At 58.1% G+C, this 17544-nt stretch carries 10 protein-coding genes; all 10 read right to left on the bottom strand.

What is annotated here, in order from left to right:
- Positions 1–18: 18 nt before the first annotated feature.
- The 10 genes from ACFOTD_RS14330 to ACFOTD_RS14375 all read right to left on the bottom strand — a co-directional run bounded on the left by ACFOTD_RS14330 (position 19) and on the right by ACFOTD_RS14375 (position 16453).
- Positions 19–4074, bottom strand: coding sequence for an S-layer homology domain-containing protein (locus ACFOTD_RS14330; RefSeq protein WP_378119824.1), 4056 nt, complete (start codon positions 4072–4074; stop codon positions 19–21).
- A gap of 200 nt (positions 4075–4274) precedes the next feature.
- Positions 4275–6623, bottom strand: a complete 2349-nt coding sequence (locus tag ACFOTD_RS14335) for an AraC family transcriptional regulator (RefSeq protein ID WP_378119825.1) — start codon at positions 6621–6623, stop codon at positions 4275–4277.
- A 123-nt stretch (positions 6624–6746) separates the two neighbouring features.
- Positions 6747–8042 (bottom strand): hypothetical protein, encoded by a 1296-nt coding sequence (locus ACFOTD_RS14340; RefSeq protein ID WP_378119827.1) that lies wholly within the window; start codon positions 8040–8042, stop codon positions 6747–6749.
- Positions 8039–8962 carry a Gfo/Idh/MocA family protein gene (locus ACFOTD_RS14345; protein ID WP_378119829.1) on the bottom strand — a complete coding sequence of 308 codons (924 nt, stop codon included), beginning with the start codon at positions 8960–8962 and terminating at the stop codon, positions 8039–8041. Before ACFOTD_RS14345 ends, ACFOTD_RS14340 begins: the two co-directional genes overlap by 4 nt.
- Before the next feature lie 70 nt (positions 8963–9032).
- Positions 9033–9983 carry a carbon-nitrogen hydrolase family protein gene (locus ACFOTD_RS14350; protein WP_378119831.1) on the bottom strand — a complete coding sequence of 317 codons (951 nt, stop codon included), beginning with the start codon at positions 9981–9983 and terminating at the stop codon, positions 9033–9035.
- A gap of 22 nt (positions 9984–10005) precedes the next feature.
- The gene (locus tag ACFOTD_RS14355) at positions 10006–10992 is read right to left on the bottom strand and encodes a hydroxyacid dehydrogenase (protein ID WP_378119833.1); all 987 of its coding nucleotides are present in this window, start codon (positions 10990–10992) and stop codon (positions 10006–10008) included.
- Positions 10993–11084: 92 nt separating this feature from the next.
- Positions 11085–12659, bottom strand: coding sequence for an ABC transporter substrate-binding protein (locus tag ACFOTD_RS14360; RefSeq protein ID WP_378119835.1), 1575 nt, complete (start codon positions 12657–12659; stop codon positions 11085–11087).
- A gap of 216 nt (positions 12660–12875) precedes the next feature.
- Positions 12876–14435 carry an ABC transporter substrate-binding protein gene (locus tag ACFOTD_RS14365; protein ID WP_378119837.1) on the bottom strand — a complete coding sequence of 520 codons (1560 nt, stop codon included), beginning with the start codon at positions 14433–14435 and terminating at the stop codon, positions 12876–12878.
- Between the two features lie 133 nt (positions 14436–14568).
- Positions 14569–15522, bottom strand: coding sequence for a carbohydrate ABC transporter permease (locus tag ACFOTD_RS14370; protein ID WP_378119838.1), 954 nt, complete (start codon positions 15520–15522; stop codon positions 14569–14571).
- A gap of 13 nt (positions 15523–15535) precedes the next feature.
- Positions 15536–16453 carry an ABC transporter permease gene (locus ACFOTD_RS14375; protein WP_378119840.1) on the bottom strand — a complete coding sequence of 306 codons (918 nt, stop codon included), beginning with the start codon at positions 16451–16453 and terminating at the stop codon, positions 15536–15538.
- Positions 16454–17544 lie beyond the last annotated feature (1091 nt).

Consider the following 17544-nt stretch of genomic DNA (forward strand, 5'->3'; position numbering starts at 1 on the left):
ATTCTGCTGCGAGACGTGTTAAAGCTGCTTGAAGATACGGTACAGCATCGTCGCGGTCTCGGCCCTCGTTGCGGAGGACTTCGGATTCAGCTGTCCGTCGCTGCCCTGGATAATGCCGGCGCCGACCATCCCGGCTACGGCTTCCTGCGCGTAACCGGAGATGGCGCCTCCGTCTTTAAACGTAGACAGGTCCGCCGGAGCGCCCGACAGTTCGAGTTTCCCCGATACCTGCAGCGCTCTGGCAATCAGCACCATCATATCCTGCCGCGAGATCTCCGATCTCGGATCGAAGTTGGTGCCGTCGATGCCATTGGTGATGCCGAGCTTTTTCACGACCGCCAGCGTCTGGTAAAAGTAATCGTTGGGCGATACGTCGGCGAAATTGTCGGCTCCCTCTACGTCAGTCTCGAGGCTCAGCATGCGTACGAGCAGCGTCATAAAGTCCGCACGCGTAATCGGCTTGGCCGGATCGAACGTCGATTCGTTCGTGCCCTGGATGATGCCCGCCGCAGCAAGCGTGCCGATCGCTTCGTCCGCCCAGCCGTACTTCGCGTCGACGTCCTTAAAGATCGCAGCGCCCGATGTCGGTGCCGGCGTTGGTGTCGGCGTCGCGGACGGCGTCGGCGTTGGAGACGGAGACGATACCGGCGAAGGCGTCGGTGTCGGTGTAGTCGTCGGTGTTGGTGTCGGAGATGTCGACGGCTCCGTATCCGGCGTGTCGCCTTCAACCGTGACTTCGAGCTTCGAGATGACGGCCTTCACCGGAATCTTGCCCGCGCCGGAGAACATGCCGATGCCTGCCAGGAAGTCCCCGTCTTCGAACTCGACGGTCGTACTGCCGATCGATACCCATGCGTTGTCTTTAAAATAGAAGCCTTCGACGCTATCCCCCTGCTTGACCAGCTTCATCTGGAAAGGCGCATCGATGCTCTTGCCTTGATAGTCCAGCAGCAGGCCGGTTTGCGAACCCCAATATTTCTGCTGGGCAACGGGCTTCTGCGCGTCCTGGATGCTCTCCTCGTTGCGGAACACGTAACGGAGCACCTTGCCGGTGCCGTCCGTGCGGAAATGCACGTGCTTGGAATCCGCCGCATCCTCCGCCCGCAGCATCAGGCCGACAGATGCCGGATCGCCCGCGCCAATCGAGTCGATGGTTGCGGTCAGCGTAACCTTCGCACTCGTGTCGTTCACGTGCACGGGCTTGCTAAAATAAACGAAGTCGTCGGACGCGTTCCAAACGTTGTCGCCTTGGCCGATCAACGTATAGGTCGAGTTGGCCACCGTGGCGAAGCCGCGGCTGTTCGTTCCGTAAGTCCGTACGGACCAGTCTCCGATCGGGGACTGCTGCCCGTTCGGGAATACCGTGACGACCTTGGTAGCCGCCTTCGTAATGCCGTCCTTGACGGCGATCGCCTCGATCGTCACCTGTCCCGGCGCCAGCGCCGTGTAGTATGCGTTGCCGCCGGTCACGCCGTCGATACGCAGAACGCTGCTGTCGCTCGACGTGAAGGTGACTTCGGCATCGGACAGATCCGCAGCCTGGTCGTCCTGCTGCTTGCCGACCAGCGGGATCGTGCCTGTGCCGCCTACCGTAAGGTTCGTATTAGGCAGATTGATGCTAACTTCCTTAAGCAGCGAATCGCTCACGCCGGAATTGAACGGCGTAACCTCGAACAGTCCGAGATCGTCCGCATAAGAAATGCCGGTCGTCGCGTTGCTCTTGTAAATGCGCACCCGCGCGCCCGTAATATCCGCTCCGGTACGGAACGGCACTTCAATGCGCGTATATTTCTCTTCTTTCGTCGAGATATCCTTGTCTGCGCCGCCGTATTGCGTCACGCCGACAATAATCGTTTCGCCCGGTTCGTTGTAGACCCAAGCGACGAACTTGTAATCCGTGTTAGGCTTAAGCCCGTTGACTTTCTGTTCGACGCCGCCGCCCTTGCCGAGCTTCAGCCGCATTTGATAGCCTCTATTTTTCCAGACTTCATTGCCCGTTGCGTTCGGCACTTGCTCGAGCGACGTCGTCGTCTGCGACCATGGGAGCCAGCTGTCCAGCGTGCCGAAACCGCCGTTCTTGACCATATTCATATAAGGAGTCGCAATTTGCGTATACGAAGGATTCGGCGGATTGTCGAAGTTCGGTCCGACCGTCCAGTCCGTGCCGCCGTACTCGTATGCGCCCGCATCCGGCGCGGCGCCTGCAAAGCCGTCCGTAATGCCTTCGATGACGGCACCGGTATTGATTGCCGTAGAACCGGCGCTTAGACGGAAGTTGCGGTTCGCCGCATCGACGAAGTTCACGCCGCTGGCCGATGTGACATTAAATCCGCTGGCCGTATCCGGCGTCAGATCCGCCTTGTTCGTGAAAATGTTGTTGTAGACGCGCGAACCGTACAGCTCCTGGGCGTACGGAGCCGAGCCCCAGTAGCCGATGCTGCTCACGTCGTTGTTTGCAACCGTGTTGTTGTAGATGAGCCGGTAGTTGCCCGGCGTGTTCAGCTGAATGCCGACGTTATTGTTGAAAATAACGTTGTGGTGCACGATCGCGTTGCTGGCATAATTGTCGAAGTAGAGACCGACGCTCATGTCCGTGCCCTGGCTGTCGTGAATCAGGTTGTGATGAATCTCGCTGTTGCCCATATCGGCGCCCCAGCTGTAGATCAGCGCCCCGTCGCGGGACAGCCACATGCCGTCGTGGAAGTCGTTGTACTGAATTTCCGCGCTTCCCCGGTTCCAGTAGAGAAGGTAGCGCCCGGAATTATACAAGTCGTTGTGGCTGATCAGGTTCTGCGTGCCGCTTGTCAGCTTGACCACCGGATCGTAGGCCGCAAAGTAGCTGCCGTCGTGAATGGAATTGTTCACGAGCCGGTTGTTGCTGCCGTCGATGTTGACCAGCGTGCCGGTAGAATAGGAAATTTCGCTGTTCTTGATCTCGTTGTTGTTGCCGCTGATGTTGATGCCGCCGCTTAGCTGGTGGGCGACGGACGTGCCGTGCGATTCGGTCGAGAAGTACAAATACTCGGCCGTGATGCCGTCAAGCACATTGTAGCTTGCGCCGCCGTCCATCGGGATGCTGCCGCCGAACGTCTGCAGTCCTTCGACATGGATATAAGAGCGTCCGCTCAGGTCGAACGTCTTCATGCGCTGCTTGATCTCGACGTTCTCGGGCATGCCGCCGTCCGGTGCCCACAGATAGACCTTGCGCGCTGCCGAGTCGACGTACCATTCGTGCGGCGCGTCCAGCTCGCTGCGCAGGCCGGACAGGTAGAAGGTAGATCCGAGCTCCGGCCACATGTAGTCGAAGTTCTGAATGATGAGCGGGTAGCTTAGCGTATGCGTCGCTGCGTTAAAACCGGTGATCTTGGTCGACACCGGATCGTAAGCGTCGCCGCCCCGCATCCACATCGTCGCGCCGACCCAGTAATTGTCTGCCTGCGTCAGCTGATCGCTGGACAGCGTCGTTTCCGAACCGCCGGTCGCGATTCCGACATGCTGCTTCAGCTCGGGAAACGTATAGTCGTCGATATTGGGCCATCTCGCCTCCCAAAGCTTCGTGACGTCCCCGCCGTCCCGGATAAAGAGCTGGTTCTGATCGCCCAGGCTGTTCATGCCTGCGGGAAGGTCCGCGACATATATATGTCCGGAATCCTGCGTCCAGCCGCCGATCTCTTCGGTGCCGCTGATGACGACATCCGCGCCGGGCGCGGCCGCATAAGTGATCGGCTTGTCGCTCGTTCCGCTGACGGCCGGCTTGACCGTCTCGCGATAAGTGCCCGAGCCGATCAGGCACAGATCGCCCGGCTGCAGCACCTCGGCGCACTGGCTGATCGTCTGGAACGGCGCTTGTTCGGAGCCGACCGCATTGTCGTCGCCAGCCGTCGATACGTAATATGTAGCGCCGGTCACGCTATACGTAATCGAAGCTACGCTCTGGTTGTTGCCTGCGTTCGGAACGAACGTCTCGGGCTCGGCCGCCTGAGCACCCGTAACCGGAATCAATCCGAAAATCAATAACGCAATCATTAGTGCCGCCATGCCGGAAACAAGCTTCGATCTCTGTTTCTTGTACAAGAACCATACCTCCTCTTGTCTGATGGCGAATTGGTGAGCATCATCCGCACTCATAGACTAGCAGGACCTTAAAGAAAAAAAAGTGCAAAATCTGCACTTTTCACCCTCGTCGCGCTCCTCGATATGGATTTTAGTGAAGAGCGCGCCGCACCTCTATCACATTTCTGTCACATTCCCCTTACATTCCCAACACATTTCCATTACATTCCCATCGACTTTTTGATCCGGTAGTCTTTTGGCGTCGTGCCGAAGCGCTTCTTGAACAGCTTGAAGAAGTAGCTTTGCGAGCTGAACCCGACCTTTTCGGAGATCTCGTTGACCTGCCAATTATTCGTTTCAAGCAGCAGTACCGCGTGCTGCAGACGAACTTCATTAATATAGTCGGCTACCGACACGGTCTCGTACTTTTTGAAAATGCGTCCCACATAGGCCGGTGACATCTTGAGCAGATCGGAGATTTCCTGCAGGCTGAGATTTCCGTTGGCGTAGTTCGTCTGAATGACGTCCTTGATCGTATCGACGATGACCTGGACCTTGTTCTCGACGACCTCTTTGTGATCCGCAAAGATCGGATCCAATATGTGGACGAACGCTTCGAAAATCTCGTCGAGCGTCTCCTTTTCGAACACGAGGCCGTCGATGGAACGCAGGTCGAGCATGATCGGCGATACCTTGTTCTGGTTGATCTCCCTGATCGTCTGCTTGATGATGATGCCGACGTGGACGACAGACTGGATGACGGCGTCCGAGCTCATCTCGGAGATGACGCCGCGGATGCGCGCGAGCTCCTGATGAACCTGCTCCTGCCGGCCCGACTTAATCCCTTCGATCAGCTTGCGTTCGAGCTCGGGCGGAATCTGCGCATCGTGGTTGTCTTGCCTGGCCTGGACCGTCCCGGGCGTGATCACCGCGTTCGCGCCGACGTTCATTCTATATTGCAAATAATCGAGCGTCCGCTCGTAAGAATAGGTCAGCTCGCTATATGAAGGGACGAGGTCGCTGAGCGCCACGGTGAACGTGATGTGGTAGAGATCGTTAATGATCGATTGCGCTTTTCGCATTAGCGAAGCGATCCGCTCGTATGTCTCCTCGTCGGGCTTCCCGATGTCGAACAGCAATACGAAGTGCTCTTCTCTAAGATCCACCGCATCCACCGGAAGCACCTCGGATACGACCTCCTGCACGATGTTGGAGACGGCGAACTGCAGCAGCTTAAGATCCAGGCCCCGGGTATCCTTAAGCTTTTTATAGTCGTCTACCTTAATGACGCCCAGCACGAACGGCCACTCGAGCTCGGTCTTGAGGTAGCCCCGCTCCCGGAACGACTTCAGCTCATCCGCCGATATCGCCGTGCTGTCGGTCACGAGCTTGCGCAGGTGATAGGAACAAATGATATTTTCGTTGCCGGCCTGCCTCGATTGTTCCGATGCCAGCTTCTCGACCAGCCGGTCGTAAATGTCCGTGACATAGCTGAATTCATCCTTGCCCTGCGATGGCTCGATCGTCACGCCGGGCACCCGCGCCGTCTGCTTCAGCAGCACGCTGACGGGATTGTACAGCTTATTGGACACGAACAGGGAAGCGACGAGCGCCAGTACAAAGGAGATCGCAGCGACGGTAATGAACACCTTTTTAAGCTGCTCGATCTGGGCCAGCACGCCGGTGAACGGTTCGATGTTGACGATGACCCAATTCGTCGATGCGTTGGCCATGTAATTCACGATCTGCTTCTGGCCGTCGTACGAATAGGTGAACTGGGACACCTCTTGCTTGGACGCGTCGATCCGTTTGTAAATCTCGTCCTTGAGCTTGGCGATTCCCTCGTCCACCGGCGCGATCGGACTGTAGATTTCCTTGTTCTGGTCCAGAATAAAAATGCGGTTGGACGGATTGTCGGACGTTTGGTTCATGAGCTCCAGCTTCTGGAACAGCCATTCCGGCTTGATATTGATAATGAGAGCGCTGTCGGTTTTGTTGTAGGCCTCGATCGAATCGTACATGAACAGCGAAAAGATTTCTTGCGAACTTTCCGGATGCTCGGTATTCGGCGCGTAGGCGATCGGCATCAACTGCATTTTATAGATGGACTTGGTGCCGGCCAGATAGCTCTTCGTAATATCCATCAGATTGCTCTTGGGATTCGATATGGAATCGTCGCCGCTCGTAAAATACGTATCCCGTTTGCTGTTGTAGAAAACGATGGAATGGATAAACGAGTTGTAAGCGATCGTTTTGTTCAGCTTGATAATGCGCAACGTATCCTCGAACCGGTCCGGCTCCCTGCTGAACAGCAGATGCGCCATATCGTTATCGTAATAGAGAGAGATCGCGAAGTTTTTGACCGTTTCGTTCATGTAGGAAATATTGTAGTTGATCTGGGAGAGCACCTTCTCGTTGGCCTCCCGCTGGGAATCGAGACTGATCTTCCGCGAGTACATGTAGGCCGTCAGCAAGGAAGCCAGCATGGACACGACGATAAGCAGGTTGATCGAGAGCATGATGCGCATCAAGTATTTTCGTTCTCTGTATTTCCGCAGGTAGTGAGCCATGGCGTAATCCCCTCCGTCTCTACCTTATCAGGAATTTAAACAAAGAGAAAAGTGCAAAATCCGCACTTTTCTCCATTATGGCCAGTATGTGAACTACCTTTTTACAGTCGTTGAAATGATTGCCTAAAGCATATGGCACGCATCGGCGTAGTATTCGCTGCCGTCCAGGGCGCCCCCGCTGCTTGCGTAAAAAGCCGGGGCGAGCATGAACATGCCCGAGGCCGGTTCGATCCAATCGCTCCCCGATCTCGGATGGCTGCGTTTCATGGCTTCCCAACGCCGATAATTTTGCCCGCCGTTCGATTCGATCAGTCCCATAGATAATCCGGGCAGGGGAGCCAGACGGGCGGCCAGGTTTTTGTTCCAGTCGACCATCACGGGATTGGCCGTCAGGTCCGCGCAGAAGCACGGTATGCGATAGGCGGCAGCCGTCCGGGCGATCCTGAGGCTCATGCTCATCGTCTTGGCGACTGGCTTGAGCGCGAACGCGCCGTAGCCCATCTGGATGCGCGCCAGCGCATCTCCCTCGTCGTGCACGCTCTCGTCGCCCGCCACCCGGACCGGCAGGTCCGCGACGCTCGCGTGAACATGCTCGGGGAACGGCTCCTCGACGACCAGCACGCGCTCCAGCGCGCCCATTCGTTCCGCAGCGTCGATCAGCCGGCACAACTGTTCCTTCCCGCCGTAACGACCGTTGATGTCCAGATAGTACGCGATCTTCCCGTTGTCGGTATGCGGGCAGTCGCGGTTCCCGGCGATCCGGTGGATCTCCGCCAGACGCCGGATGTCCCATGCCAGCATCTTGTCCGGGTCGCCATCGCCGTCCGGGTCGGAGCCAAGCTTGATTTTCAGCACGAAATAGCCCTCGTCGAGCAGCGACTCGACATCCGCAGCCGTCATCCCGTAGGAGACGACCGGCGTGCATGCCAGCCGGTCGTGGCGGGCCTGCAGGAAGGAACGGTAGGCTGCGGGAATAAGCTCGAAGAAGGAAGCGTCCGGCTGCCGCCTTCCGAGCAGCGCCCATGCCGCATGATCGACGGGCACGAGAGCGTTCAGAGAAAAGGTCGCGCGAAGCGGTCCTTCTCCCCACTCGCGATTGGCATAAGCACGAGCCTGCCCGGCCAGGTCGTCCAGCAGATCCAGCGGCGTCCCGAAGGATGCGCCGTCAGCTGCCGTTAAGGCATGCGCGGTGATCGCCTGCATAAACGCATTTCCGCGCTCGGCTCCCCATTTCGCATAGACGTCGGGGTCCGACCACAGGACGCTCTGGACGCCAAGTCCGGTCGACCGGCTGCCGCGCTCGTCTTCCAGGCAGACGACGGACTGCCACAGCTCGTCGACATAGCCGCCCTTGAAGCCGAAAGGCGCGGCAAGCGGCTCCCGAATCGTGCCCAGCCCCGTTTTTCGGATTGTGATCATCGCGTTTGCCCCCTGGCCTGCATGCGGTATTGAGCGGCGAAGTCGCCCCCGTCGTACCCCGGCCCGGACTCGCATGCTATCTCTTCGAGCGTGACCGTTCGTCCGCCTTCCAGCAGGGAGCGCCTGGCGGCGACCGCCGCCAGCTCCGCCTCCAGCAGCTCGCCAAGCGGCGGGAAGACGGCGGATTCTCCGGCCAGATAAGGCAGCGCGGCCTCAAGGAACGAACGGTACAGCCGATCCGAATCCACCTGGATATGCCTGACCTCGCGTTCCGAGACGATCGTTGCGTAGAAGGGCAAATAGCCCGCGGTCGTACCTACGCTGAGGAATCCCTTGCGGCCGTCAGGCCAGGCCAGCTCGATCTGATGCTGGACATGGACGCCGGTTGACCTGACGCTCGCGATTTCCGGCCCCATAATGGCCAGCATCAGACCGAATGCGTGGATGCCGTAGTTAAAGTCGTCGACCGAGCAGCCCGCCAGCGCGGTGACGATCCGGTCATCCGGGTCCCGAGACCTGCGCCACGCCTCGGTTTCTGCGGAGAAGCGCAGCGCCGAGCCGCCGGCGATCCGGACGCCGCCGCGCGCCCAGGCGAGCAGCTGCCGGATGTCGCGCGCGTTGCCCGCCATCGGCTTGTCGATCAGGATCGCCTTGCCCGCTTCGGCAAAGGGGCGCGCCCGCTCTACATGCAGGTCCCAATTCACGCTGTGGACGATGGCCGCGTCGACGAGCCCCGGCATATCCGCCAGTCTGTCGCAGACGACCGGAATGCCGTGCTTCGCGGCGAACGTGCCGGCCGCGCCCGCGTCATGCACAGTGCCGCCGTCGAATACGGCGACCACCTCGTGCCCCAGCTGTTGCAGGATCGGCACCCAGGCGTTCGGATGTGACGTATCCAGATCGACGATTCCGATTTTCAAAGCGCATGCCTCCTTTGTTTCCCAGTCTTCTTGTCCCTTGTCCTTGTCTCCTTGACTCCTTGTCTTCTTGTCAGGGCTCCATTCTTCCAGGCAGATGCCTGGATCGGTCCGCCCGCGCGAAATAATCGTCAAGCCGTTCGAGTCCGAACTCGGCCACGATCTCGTCCGCCGTGACATCCGCCGACTCGCTCGTCAGCAGCACGCAGCCGAGATAGCCCGGATCGTGAATGACGACCGCAGGGCCGTATTTGGCCTTGATGTCCGGGAATCTGGCGTCGTTCTCGTCAATGTGCAGGACCGCGTAATCGAGATTGACCCGGGCCGTGATAAAAGAATAGTAGTTCGTGCTGCTGGCTGCCACTTCCCCGAGCGGCGTCACGATCGTACATGGCGCTCCGGCGACAGCTCCCGCGAAGAACGAGCGGCAGGCGTACGCCCAATAGCCCTGCATCAGGCCGCCGTGATACATCGAAGGGAACAGGATCAGATCGGGCTTCTCGGCTGCATAGCGCCGCAGAAGCTCTTCAAAGTTGAGGTCGAAGCAAATCGCCGCCGCGACCCGCCCGAAGTCGCATTCGAAGATCGGCGTCTCCCGCCCGTACAGGATGTTCGTGCGCGTATGCTCGTCAGGCGTCAGATGATTCTTGTGGTAAGCCCCCAAGACGCGGCCTCCGCGGTCGATGAGCTGCATCGCGTTGCGCCACGAGCCGTCCTCCGCCTCGGTATGCGCCGGATAGGCGATGTAGCAGCCGTGGCGCCTCGCGACGTCCGCAAAGAAGTCGCGTATCCGGTCCTTGCGCGCGCGATAGTAGGATAGGCGCCGATCGAGCGGAAAGCTTAAAGGATCCGGCCGGTCGCAGGCCTCCGGCAGGACGATCAGATCCGGCCGGTCAGGCAGCACCCGGTCGAGTTGCGATTGCCAGTGGGCGATCATGCGCGCGATCGCTTCTTCGTCCGTGACGTCGGCCGGCACGGCGAGCGGCCGCGGGCCCAGACAGCTGATTGTAATGTAATTCGCCATGGCGCCGGCGCTCCCTTCTCGTTTAAGCCAACAAATGCAGCTGGTCGGCCCGCACTTCGCCGCCAAGCGGCTCGCCGTCCATGAACGCCTCCGCATCCAGAACGACAGCCTGCGCAAGACGCTGCAGCCCGTTGTTGACGGCGCCCGCGATGTGCGGCGTGAGCACGACGTTCGGCAGGCCGCGGAACGGATGGTCGGCAAGCGGCGGCTCGGGATCGGTCACGTCCAGGCAGGCAAAAAACCGGCCCTTGCGCAGCTCCTCGGCCAGCGCGTCCTCGTCGATGACCGAGCCGCGGGCCGTATTGATGATCACGCAGTCGTCCTTCATGAGCGCGAGGCGCTCCCGGTTGAACATATGATAGGTCTCGGGCAAGGACGGCAGATGAATCGAGACGACGTCGCTCTGCGCGAGCAGCTCTTCGAGCCCGGCCTTGCGCGCGCCCATCTCCTTGGCCTGCGCCTCGCCGACGAACGGATCGTACAGCACGATGTCCACGTCGAACTGGCGCAGCAGCTTGATGTAGTGCGAGCCCGCTTTTCCCGCGCCGACGACGCCGATCGTCACGTTATAAACCTCTCGCACGCTCGCCCCGTCTCCCCAGCCGCCTTCCCGGGTCTCGCGGACGAGCCGCCACATGTCTTTGAGCGACACGATCGTAAAGCCGAGGGCCGTCTCCGCCACGCCCTTGCCGAGCGCGGCCGTCGCATTGGATACCCGGATGCCTCTGTCCCACAGCTCCTGCGTGACGATCAGCTTCACCGTGCCTGCCGCGTGCAGCACGAGCCGCAAGTTCGGCGCGGCGTCCAGCACCCGTGCGGTCAGCGGGCCGCAGCCCCAGGACGTGATCGCGATGTCGGCGCCTCTGATAAGCGCCTCCAGCTGATCCTCCGACGGGTCGCCGACGATGTCGTTAAGGGCGACGTCGCCAAGCTTCCGCAGCCGGTCGATGTGCTGCTGTTTAAATACCTTCTCCCGCTGTTCCTTGCCCTGCAGCAGCGCGATTTTCATCTCTATAACCTCCATGACCGCGCAGAAAATAGACGGGGACGAGCCCCAGTCTATTTTCGCGTCGGCTTGCTATTCTTATTGCGTTAAACCGATTACGACTTGCCGTTGGCGGCCAGCCATTCGTTCAGCTGCTTTTGCTTCTCGGCGCGAATCTTTTCCGCTCCCGCCTTCTTCAGCTTCTCCTCGTAAATCGGCAGGTACTTCGCCGGATCGAGCGTACCGCTGCCAAGCGAGGCGGCATATTCGCCGTTCACCGCGTTGACGTTTGCCATCTCCGTCTTGACCGCCTCGCCGTTGAAGACGAAGCCGTTATACTTGGATACGCGCGCCTCGTTGTTCATCTTGATCGTCTGCTCGATCTTGTCGGCCGGCGAACCTTCGGGCAGATACTCGTTGCTGATGTTGCCGAAGATCCAGTCCGTGTTCGTGAAATAGCCCGCGCTTTGGTCGATCTTGATGAAATCGCCCGTCGTCTTCGTGTAGTGCTTGCCTTCAATGCCGTAGACGAGCGTGTTGTAAAGCTCCTTGTCGGTGTTGACGAGCTCAAGGAACATCATCGCGCGCTCCGGATTTTCGGACGTGCGGCTGATCGCATTCAGCGTGCTGGCCGCACCCGTGAATACCGGCTCGCCAAGCGGCACGAGCACGACGTCGTTGCCGCCGTCGGCTGCCTTGTATTCGACCTCGGAGCCCGGCTTGCCCGTCCAGTCGAACCAGACGGCCGTCGTTCCTTTGTTGTAAACTTCGGCGGCGGACTTGAGCGTCGCGGCATCCTGGTTGATATAGCCTTTCGTATACCAGGAGTGCGCGAGGGCGTAATTGGCTCTCATTTCATCGGTTACGTCCGGAAGGACGGTGTTCGTCGAATCGGTATAATAGACCGGCACTTTGGTATCGATGCCGTACAGCAGCGCCGTGTAGAAGCCCTTCTGCGTACCAAATGGCGTAATGCCCGGCTCGCCTTCCTTGATCTGCTTCAGGAACGGCTCTAGATCTTCCATCTTCTTGATCGTGCTGGTGTCGAGGTTATACTTGTCGATGAACCGCTTCTGAATGACGACGCTCGCGCGCTGGGCGGAGAACTGGAAGTTCGGGACCGCGTAAATCTTGCCTTGCAGCGTGGCGTCGTCCCAGAACTTCTTATCCAGCGAATCGTACAGCTTCTGCCCGCTCGTCTTCAGCAGATCGTCAAGCGGCAGGAACGCGCCCTTCAGCTGATTCTGATCGAACTTGAACGCCCAGCTGGACGTCCAGATAATGTCCATCTTCTCGCCGGCAGCGGTCATCGTATTCATCTTCTGCTCGTAGGTGCCGAAGTCGATCGGGCTCAGCTTGACCGTCGCGTTGATCTTTTCCTTGGTGATCTTGTTGACCGCGTCGTTCACGAGCTGAAGGTCGGCATTCGCAGCGTTTTGCGGATAGTACCAGGTCAGCTCGACGGGCGGGAGCTCGCTGCTCGCCGATGGAGCCGCGCTGGCGGAAGCCGATGCGGACGGAGCCGCGCTTGCGCTGCCCGACGCGGACGCGCTGGGCGAAGCTGCGCTGGGCGAAGCATTGGAGTTATTGTTGGAATTGCCGCAGCCTGCTGCCGTAAGCGCGAGGCCAAGCGAGAGCGAGGCGAGGAGCGTGGTTCGGAATCCGTATTTGCCGATGTTTTTTTTGTACAACTTAAACCCTCCCGAAGTGTAGGATAATGATGCCATCCCATGCCATACAGCAGGCCTCGCCGTTCGCCCCGCTTTTACGCTCGCCTGAGGCAGCAAGCTTATAGGCGGGTCGCTCCCATGATTCGTTTCTCTCTATGTACCAAGAAAATAGACGGGGCGAGCCCTGTCTATTTTCTTGGTCTGTCATTCGATTCGATTCGATTGCTCATCCGATGCTTAGCCCTTGCCGTTGGCGGCCAGCCACTCGTTCAGCTGCTTTTGCTTCTCGGCGCGGATCGTTTCGACGCCGGCCTTTTTCAGCTTTTCCTCGTAAATCGGCAGATACTTCGCCGGATCGAGCGTACCGGTGCCGAGCGACGCGCCGTATTCTTCCTTGACCGCGTTCACGTTGGCGATCTCCGTCTTGACCGGCTCCGTGTTGAAGACAAAGCCCGTGTACGGCGATACGTACGCTTCGTCGTTCACTTTAATCGTCTGCTCGATCTTGTCGGCCGGCGCGCCTTCAGGCAGGTATTCGTTGGTGATGTTGCCGAAAATCCAGTCCGTGTTCGTGAAGTAGCCCGCGTCCTGGTTGATCTTGATGTAGTCGCCCGTCGTCTTCACGTAATGCTTGCCTTCGATGCCGTAAACGAGCGTGTTATATAGCTCCTTGTCGGTGTTGACGAGCTCGAGGAACATCATCGCGCGCTCCGGATTTTTGGACGTGCGGCTGATGGCGTTCATCGTGCTTGCTGCGCCAGTGAACGTGGACTGCGCGAGCGGTGCGAGCACGACGTCGTAGCCGCCGTCGGCGACCTTGAATTCGACCTCGGAGCCCGGCTTGCCGGTGACGTCGAACCAGACGGCCGTCGTTCCTTTGTTGTAAGCGTCGGCTGCGGACTTCAGCGTCGCCGCGTCTTCCATGATGTAACCCTTCGTGTACCAGGAATGGGCAAGCTCGTAGCTATGCTTCAGTTCGTCCGTGACGTCCGGCAGGACAGTATGCGTCGTATCGTCCCTGTACACTTCGACCCGGTTGTCGATGTTGTACATCAGACCCGAGTAGAAGCCCTTGGTCGTGCCGAACGGCGTAATGCCCGGCTCGCCGTCCTTGATCTGCTTCAGGAAAGGCTCGATGTCGTCGATCTTCTTGATCGTGCTGATATCCAGGTTGTATTTGTCCACGAACCGCTTCTGGAGCACAAGCGAAGGGCGGCTGGCCGAGACCTGGAAGTTCGGCACGGCGTAGATCTTGCCGTCCAGCGTGGCGTCGTCCCAGAACTTCTTTTGCATCGAATCGTACAGCTTCTGCCCGCTGGACTTAAGCAGGTCGTCGAGCGGCAGGAATACGCCCTTCTTCTGGTTCGTGTCGAACTTGAACAGCCAGTTGGAGGTCCAGATGATGTCGATCTTCTCGCTGGCCGCCGTCGTCGTATTCATCTTCTGCTCGTAGGTGCCGAAGTCGATCGGCATGAGCTTGATCGTCGCGTTGATTTTTTCTTTCGTAATCTTGTTGACCGCATCGTTGACGAGCTTCAGATCGGCGTTCGCCGCGTTTTGCGGATAGTACCAGGTGAGCTCTACAGGCTCAAGCTCGCTGCTGGCCGAAGGCGACGCGCTGTCCGAAGCCGGCGCCGACGCTGTGGAGCTGGCGCTGCCGGAAGCGGCGGCGCTCGGCGATGCGTCCGTATTATTGTTGGAATTGCCGCAGCCTGCCGCCGTGAGCGCAGCCGCCAGCGAGATCGACGTGAGAAGCGTCGTCCGGAATTTGAATTTGCCGTTGTTTGTTTTTTTCAACGTGAACCCTCCCGAGAAATGTTGGATGATGATGCCTATCGATAGATTAAAGGCCGCCGCGCAACCGTACCGCCTTCACCGCCTTTCCAAGCGCCTTTAATGGGACATCCCGCTTACCGGTATTTGGTATTGCTCAACCTTTAATAGCGCCTACGGTCAACCCTTTGACGAAGAAGCGCTGGAAGAACGGGAAAACGATCAACATCGGACCCGCGGACAGGATGGCGATCGCGAATTTGGCCGCCGTCTTCGGGAAGTTCGCCAGATTGAAGTTGGACATGACGAGCGCGAACTCGGGCCGCGAAGTAATAAAGTCGAGCGAGTTCATCGTCCGCACCAACAGCAGCTGCAGCGGCACCAATCGCTCGTTGTCGATGAACAGCAGCGCATTAAACCATTCGTTCCAATAGTTGAACATGATGAACAAACCGAGTGTCGCGAGCGACGGTTTAGACAACGGCAGGATCAGCTGTACGAAGATTCGCCATTCCCGCGCGCCCTCCACCTTGGCGGACTCGATGATTTCGAACGGAATTTTGGACATGAAGCCCTTCATGATCAGCACGTAGAACGGACTGAGCATCCCCGGCACGATCAGCGCCCAGATCGTATCCTTCAAGTGCAGATACTGCGTGACCAGAATGTAAAACGGGACGAGCCCGCCGCCGAACAGCATCGTGAAGAAAACGTAGAAGGAGGTCGGCCGCACCAGGCCGTAATCCCTTCTGGAGAGCGTGTAGCCCATGCTTGCCGTCAGGATCAGGCTGAGGATCGTGCCCACGACGGCGACGAAGATCGTAACGCCGTAAGCGCGCAGAATCGCGTCCGGCGACTTGAAGAAGTATTCGTAAGCCGAAAAGGAGAATTTCTCCGGGATCATGCGGTACCCGTGATGCAGTATCGAGTTCTCGTCCGTCAACGACACCACGATGACTAGCGCGAGCGGCACAAGCATGCTAAGCGTGATCAGGATAAAGATGAGATGAATGATCAACGTCGACCATTTGAAGGAAGACTTGGCTGCGGCGGACTTGGCGGTCGTTGTCTTCGCGGGCACGGTCTTGACTGGCATAGAATTGGCAGGCATGGAACTGGCCTCCTTAGAACAAGGAATTTTCTTCGTTGATTTTGCGGACCGTATAATTCGCGGCTACGACGAGCACGAGACCGACGACCGATTGATAGAGACCGACGGCGGAAGCCATGCTGACGTCCCCAAGCTCGCTCAGCGCCCGATAAATATAGGTGTCGATAATGTCCGTCGTGGCGTACGTCATGCCATTGTTGTTCGGAATGAAGTAGTGCAGGCCGAAGTCGCCGCGGAACATATTGCCGATGCTCATGATCAGCAGAATGATGATAAGCGGGGTTAACTGGGGAAGCGTGACGTTGGTAATCATCTGCCAGCGCTTGGCGCCGTCGATCTTGGCCGCCTCGTACAGCTCCGCGTCGATGCCGAGGATGCCGGCGAAGTACACGAGCGCCGAGAAGCCGATCGCCTTCCACAGATGAACCGCATTAAGAATGTAGGGCCAGACGTTGGCCTTGAAGTACCATTGGACCCGGTCGAACCCGAGCCCCTCCAGCCAGCCGTTCAGGAAGCCGTTCTGGTGATCGAGGAACGCCATCGTGATGTAGCTGACGACGACCCACGACAAGAAGAAAGGCAGGATCATCGCCGTCTGGTAAATCTTCAGCCATTTCTTGGCGACTTCGTGGAGCAATATGGCCACGGCCAGCGAGAACACGGTCGTCATGAACATGTAGCCCAGGTTGTACAGCACCGTGTTCCGCGTAATCCGAATGGCGTTTTCGCTCTCGAACAGAAACTTGAAGTTTTTGAAACCGACCCATTCGCTTCCCAAAATCCCCTTGTCGTACACGTAATTTTTGAAAGCGATAATTACGCCGAACATCGGGACATACGACATGACGAAAATGTAGATGATCGCGGGAAGCGAGAAAATAAACAATTCGCCGTTCCTGCCCACAAACTTTAAAAACTTGCCGCGTTTCATCGGCCGGCGTCCTCCTTGCTGCTTGGATTTGCGTCTTGCCCTTGCTCATGCCTTGACGATATCGCCGTTTCAGGGCCAAATAAAGTGAAGAAATCGTACTTTACTCTCCGCAGGAGTGCGCGATTTGCTTTTTTCTGCCCGATTCCGCGCAAGCGTCGCCCATACGAAAAAAGCCGCGAAACGGACGGGAAAATTCCCGTCGTTCCCGGCTTTCGCGCTTGGGGCTGTGTGTGGGTAGCGCTTGCGTGAGGCTATAGTAACATGGTGCGAAACGCTTATTGTGGCGCAGGGCGAGACTTCGGCAGGAATTAACCAGCCTGCGGGCCGACATAGCGATGTGCCTGCAGCGTTATTGCGCGGGAAAGCAGCCGGTGGGCGGATATAGCGATGTGACACATCGTTATTGCGCGAGAAAGTAGCCGGTGGGCCGATATAGCGATGTGCCACATCGTTATTTCGCGGGAAAACAGCCGGTGGGCGGATATAGCGATGTGACACATCGTTATTTCGCGGGAAAGCAGCCCGCGGGCGGATATAGCGATGTGACACATCGTTATTTCGCGGGAAAACAGCCCGCGGGCGGATATAGCGATGTGACACATCGTTATTTCGTCAGTTAGTGGCACTTTTAATGAAATGGCGATGTGACACATCGCTATTTTGCATAAAGTCGGTTTAGGGCAGGCGATAGCGGAAGTTTGTTCCGCTATCGTGCCGCGAGAGCGTTGTGCGGGCGGGCTTAGCGGAAATTTGTTCCGCTATCACGCCGCGGAAGCGTCGTTCGAGCAGGTATAGCGGAAGTTTGTTCCGCTATTGTGCCGCGGAAGCGTCGTGCGTGCGGGCGGGCTTAGCGGAAATTTGTTCCGCTATCACGCCGCGAGAGCGTTGTGCGGGCGGGCTTAGCGGAAATTTGTTCCGCTATCACGCCGCGGAAGCGTCGTTCGAGCAGGTATAGCGGAAGTTTGTTCACTAGCGTTGCATTAAAACTAACGCATTAAATTTTTAATCAATAAATTACTATATTTTCTATTTCGTGTTACTTTTTTCGTGGATAGGCATGAAAAAATCTCCTATTGTAGAGGTGTGTAGGT

The organism is Cohnella sp. GCM10012308, from assembly GCF_042649185.1.
In the GTDB taxonomy this organism is placed as follows: Bacteria; Bacillota; Bacilli; order Paenibacillales; family Paenibacillaceae; genus Cohnella.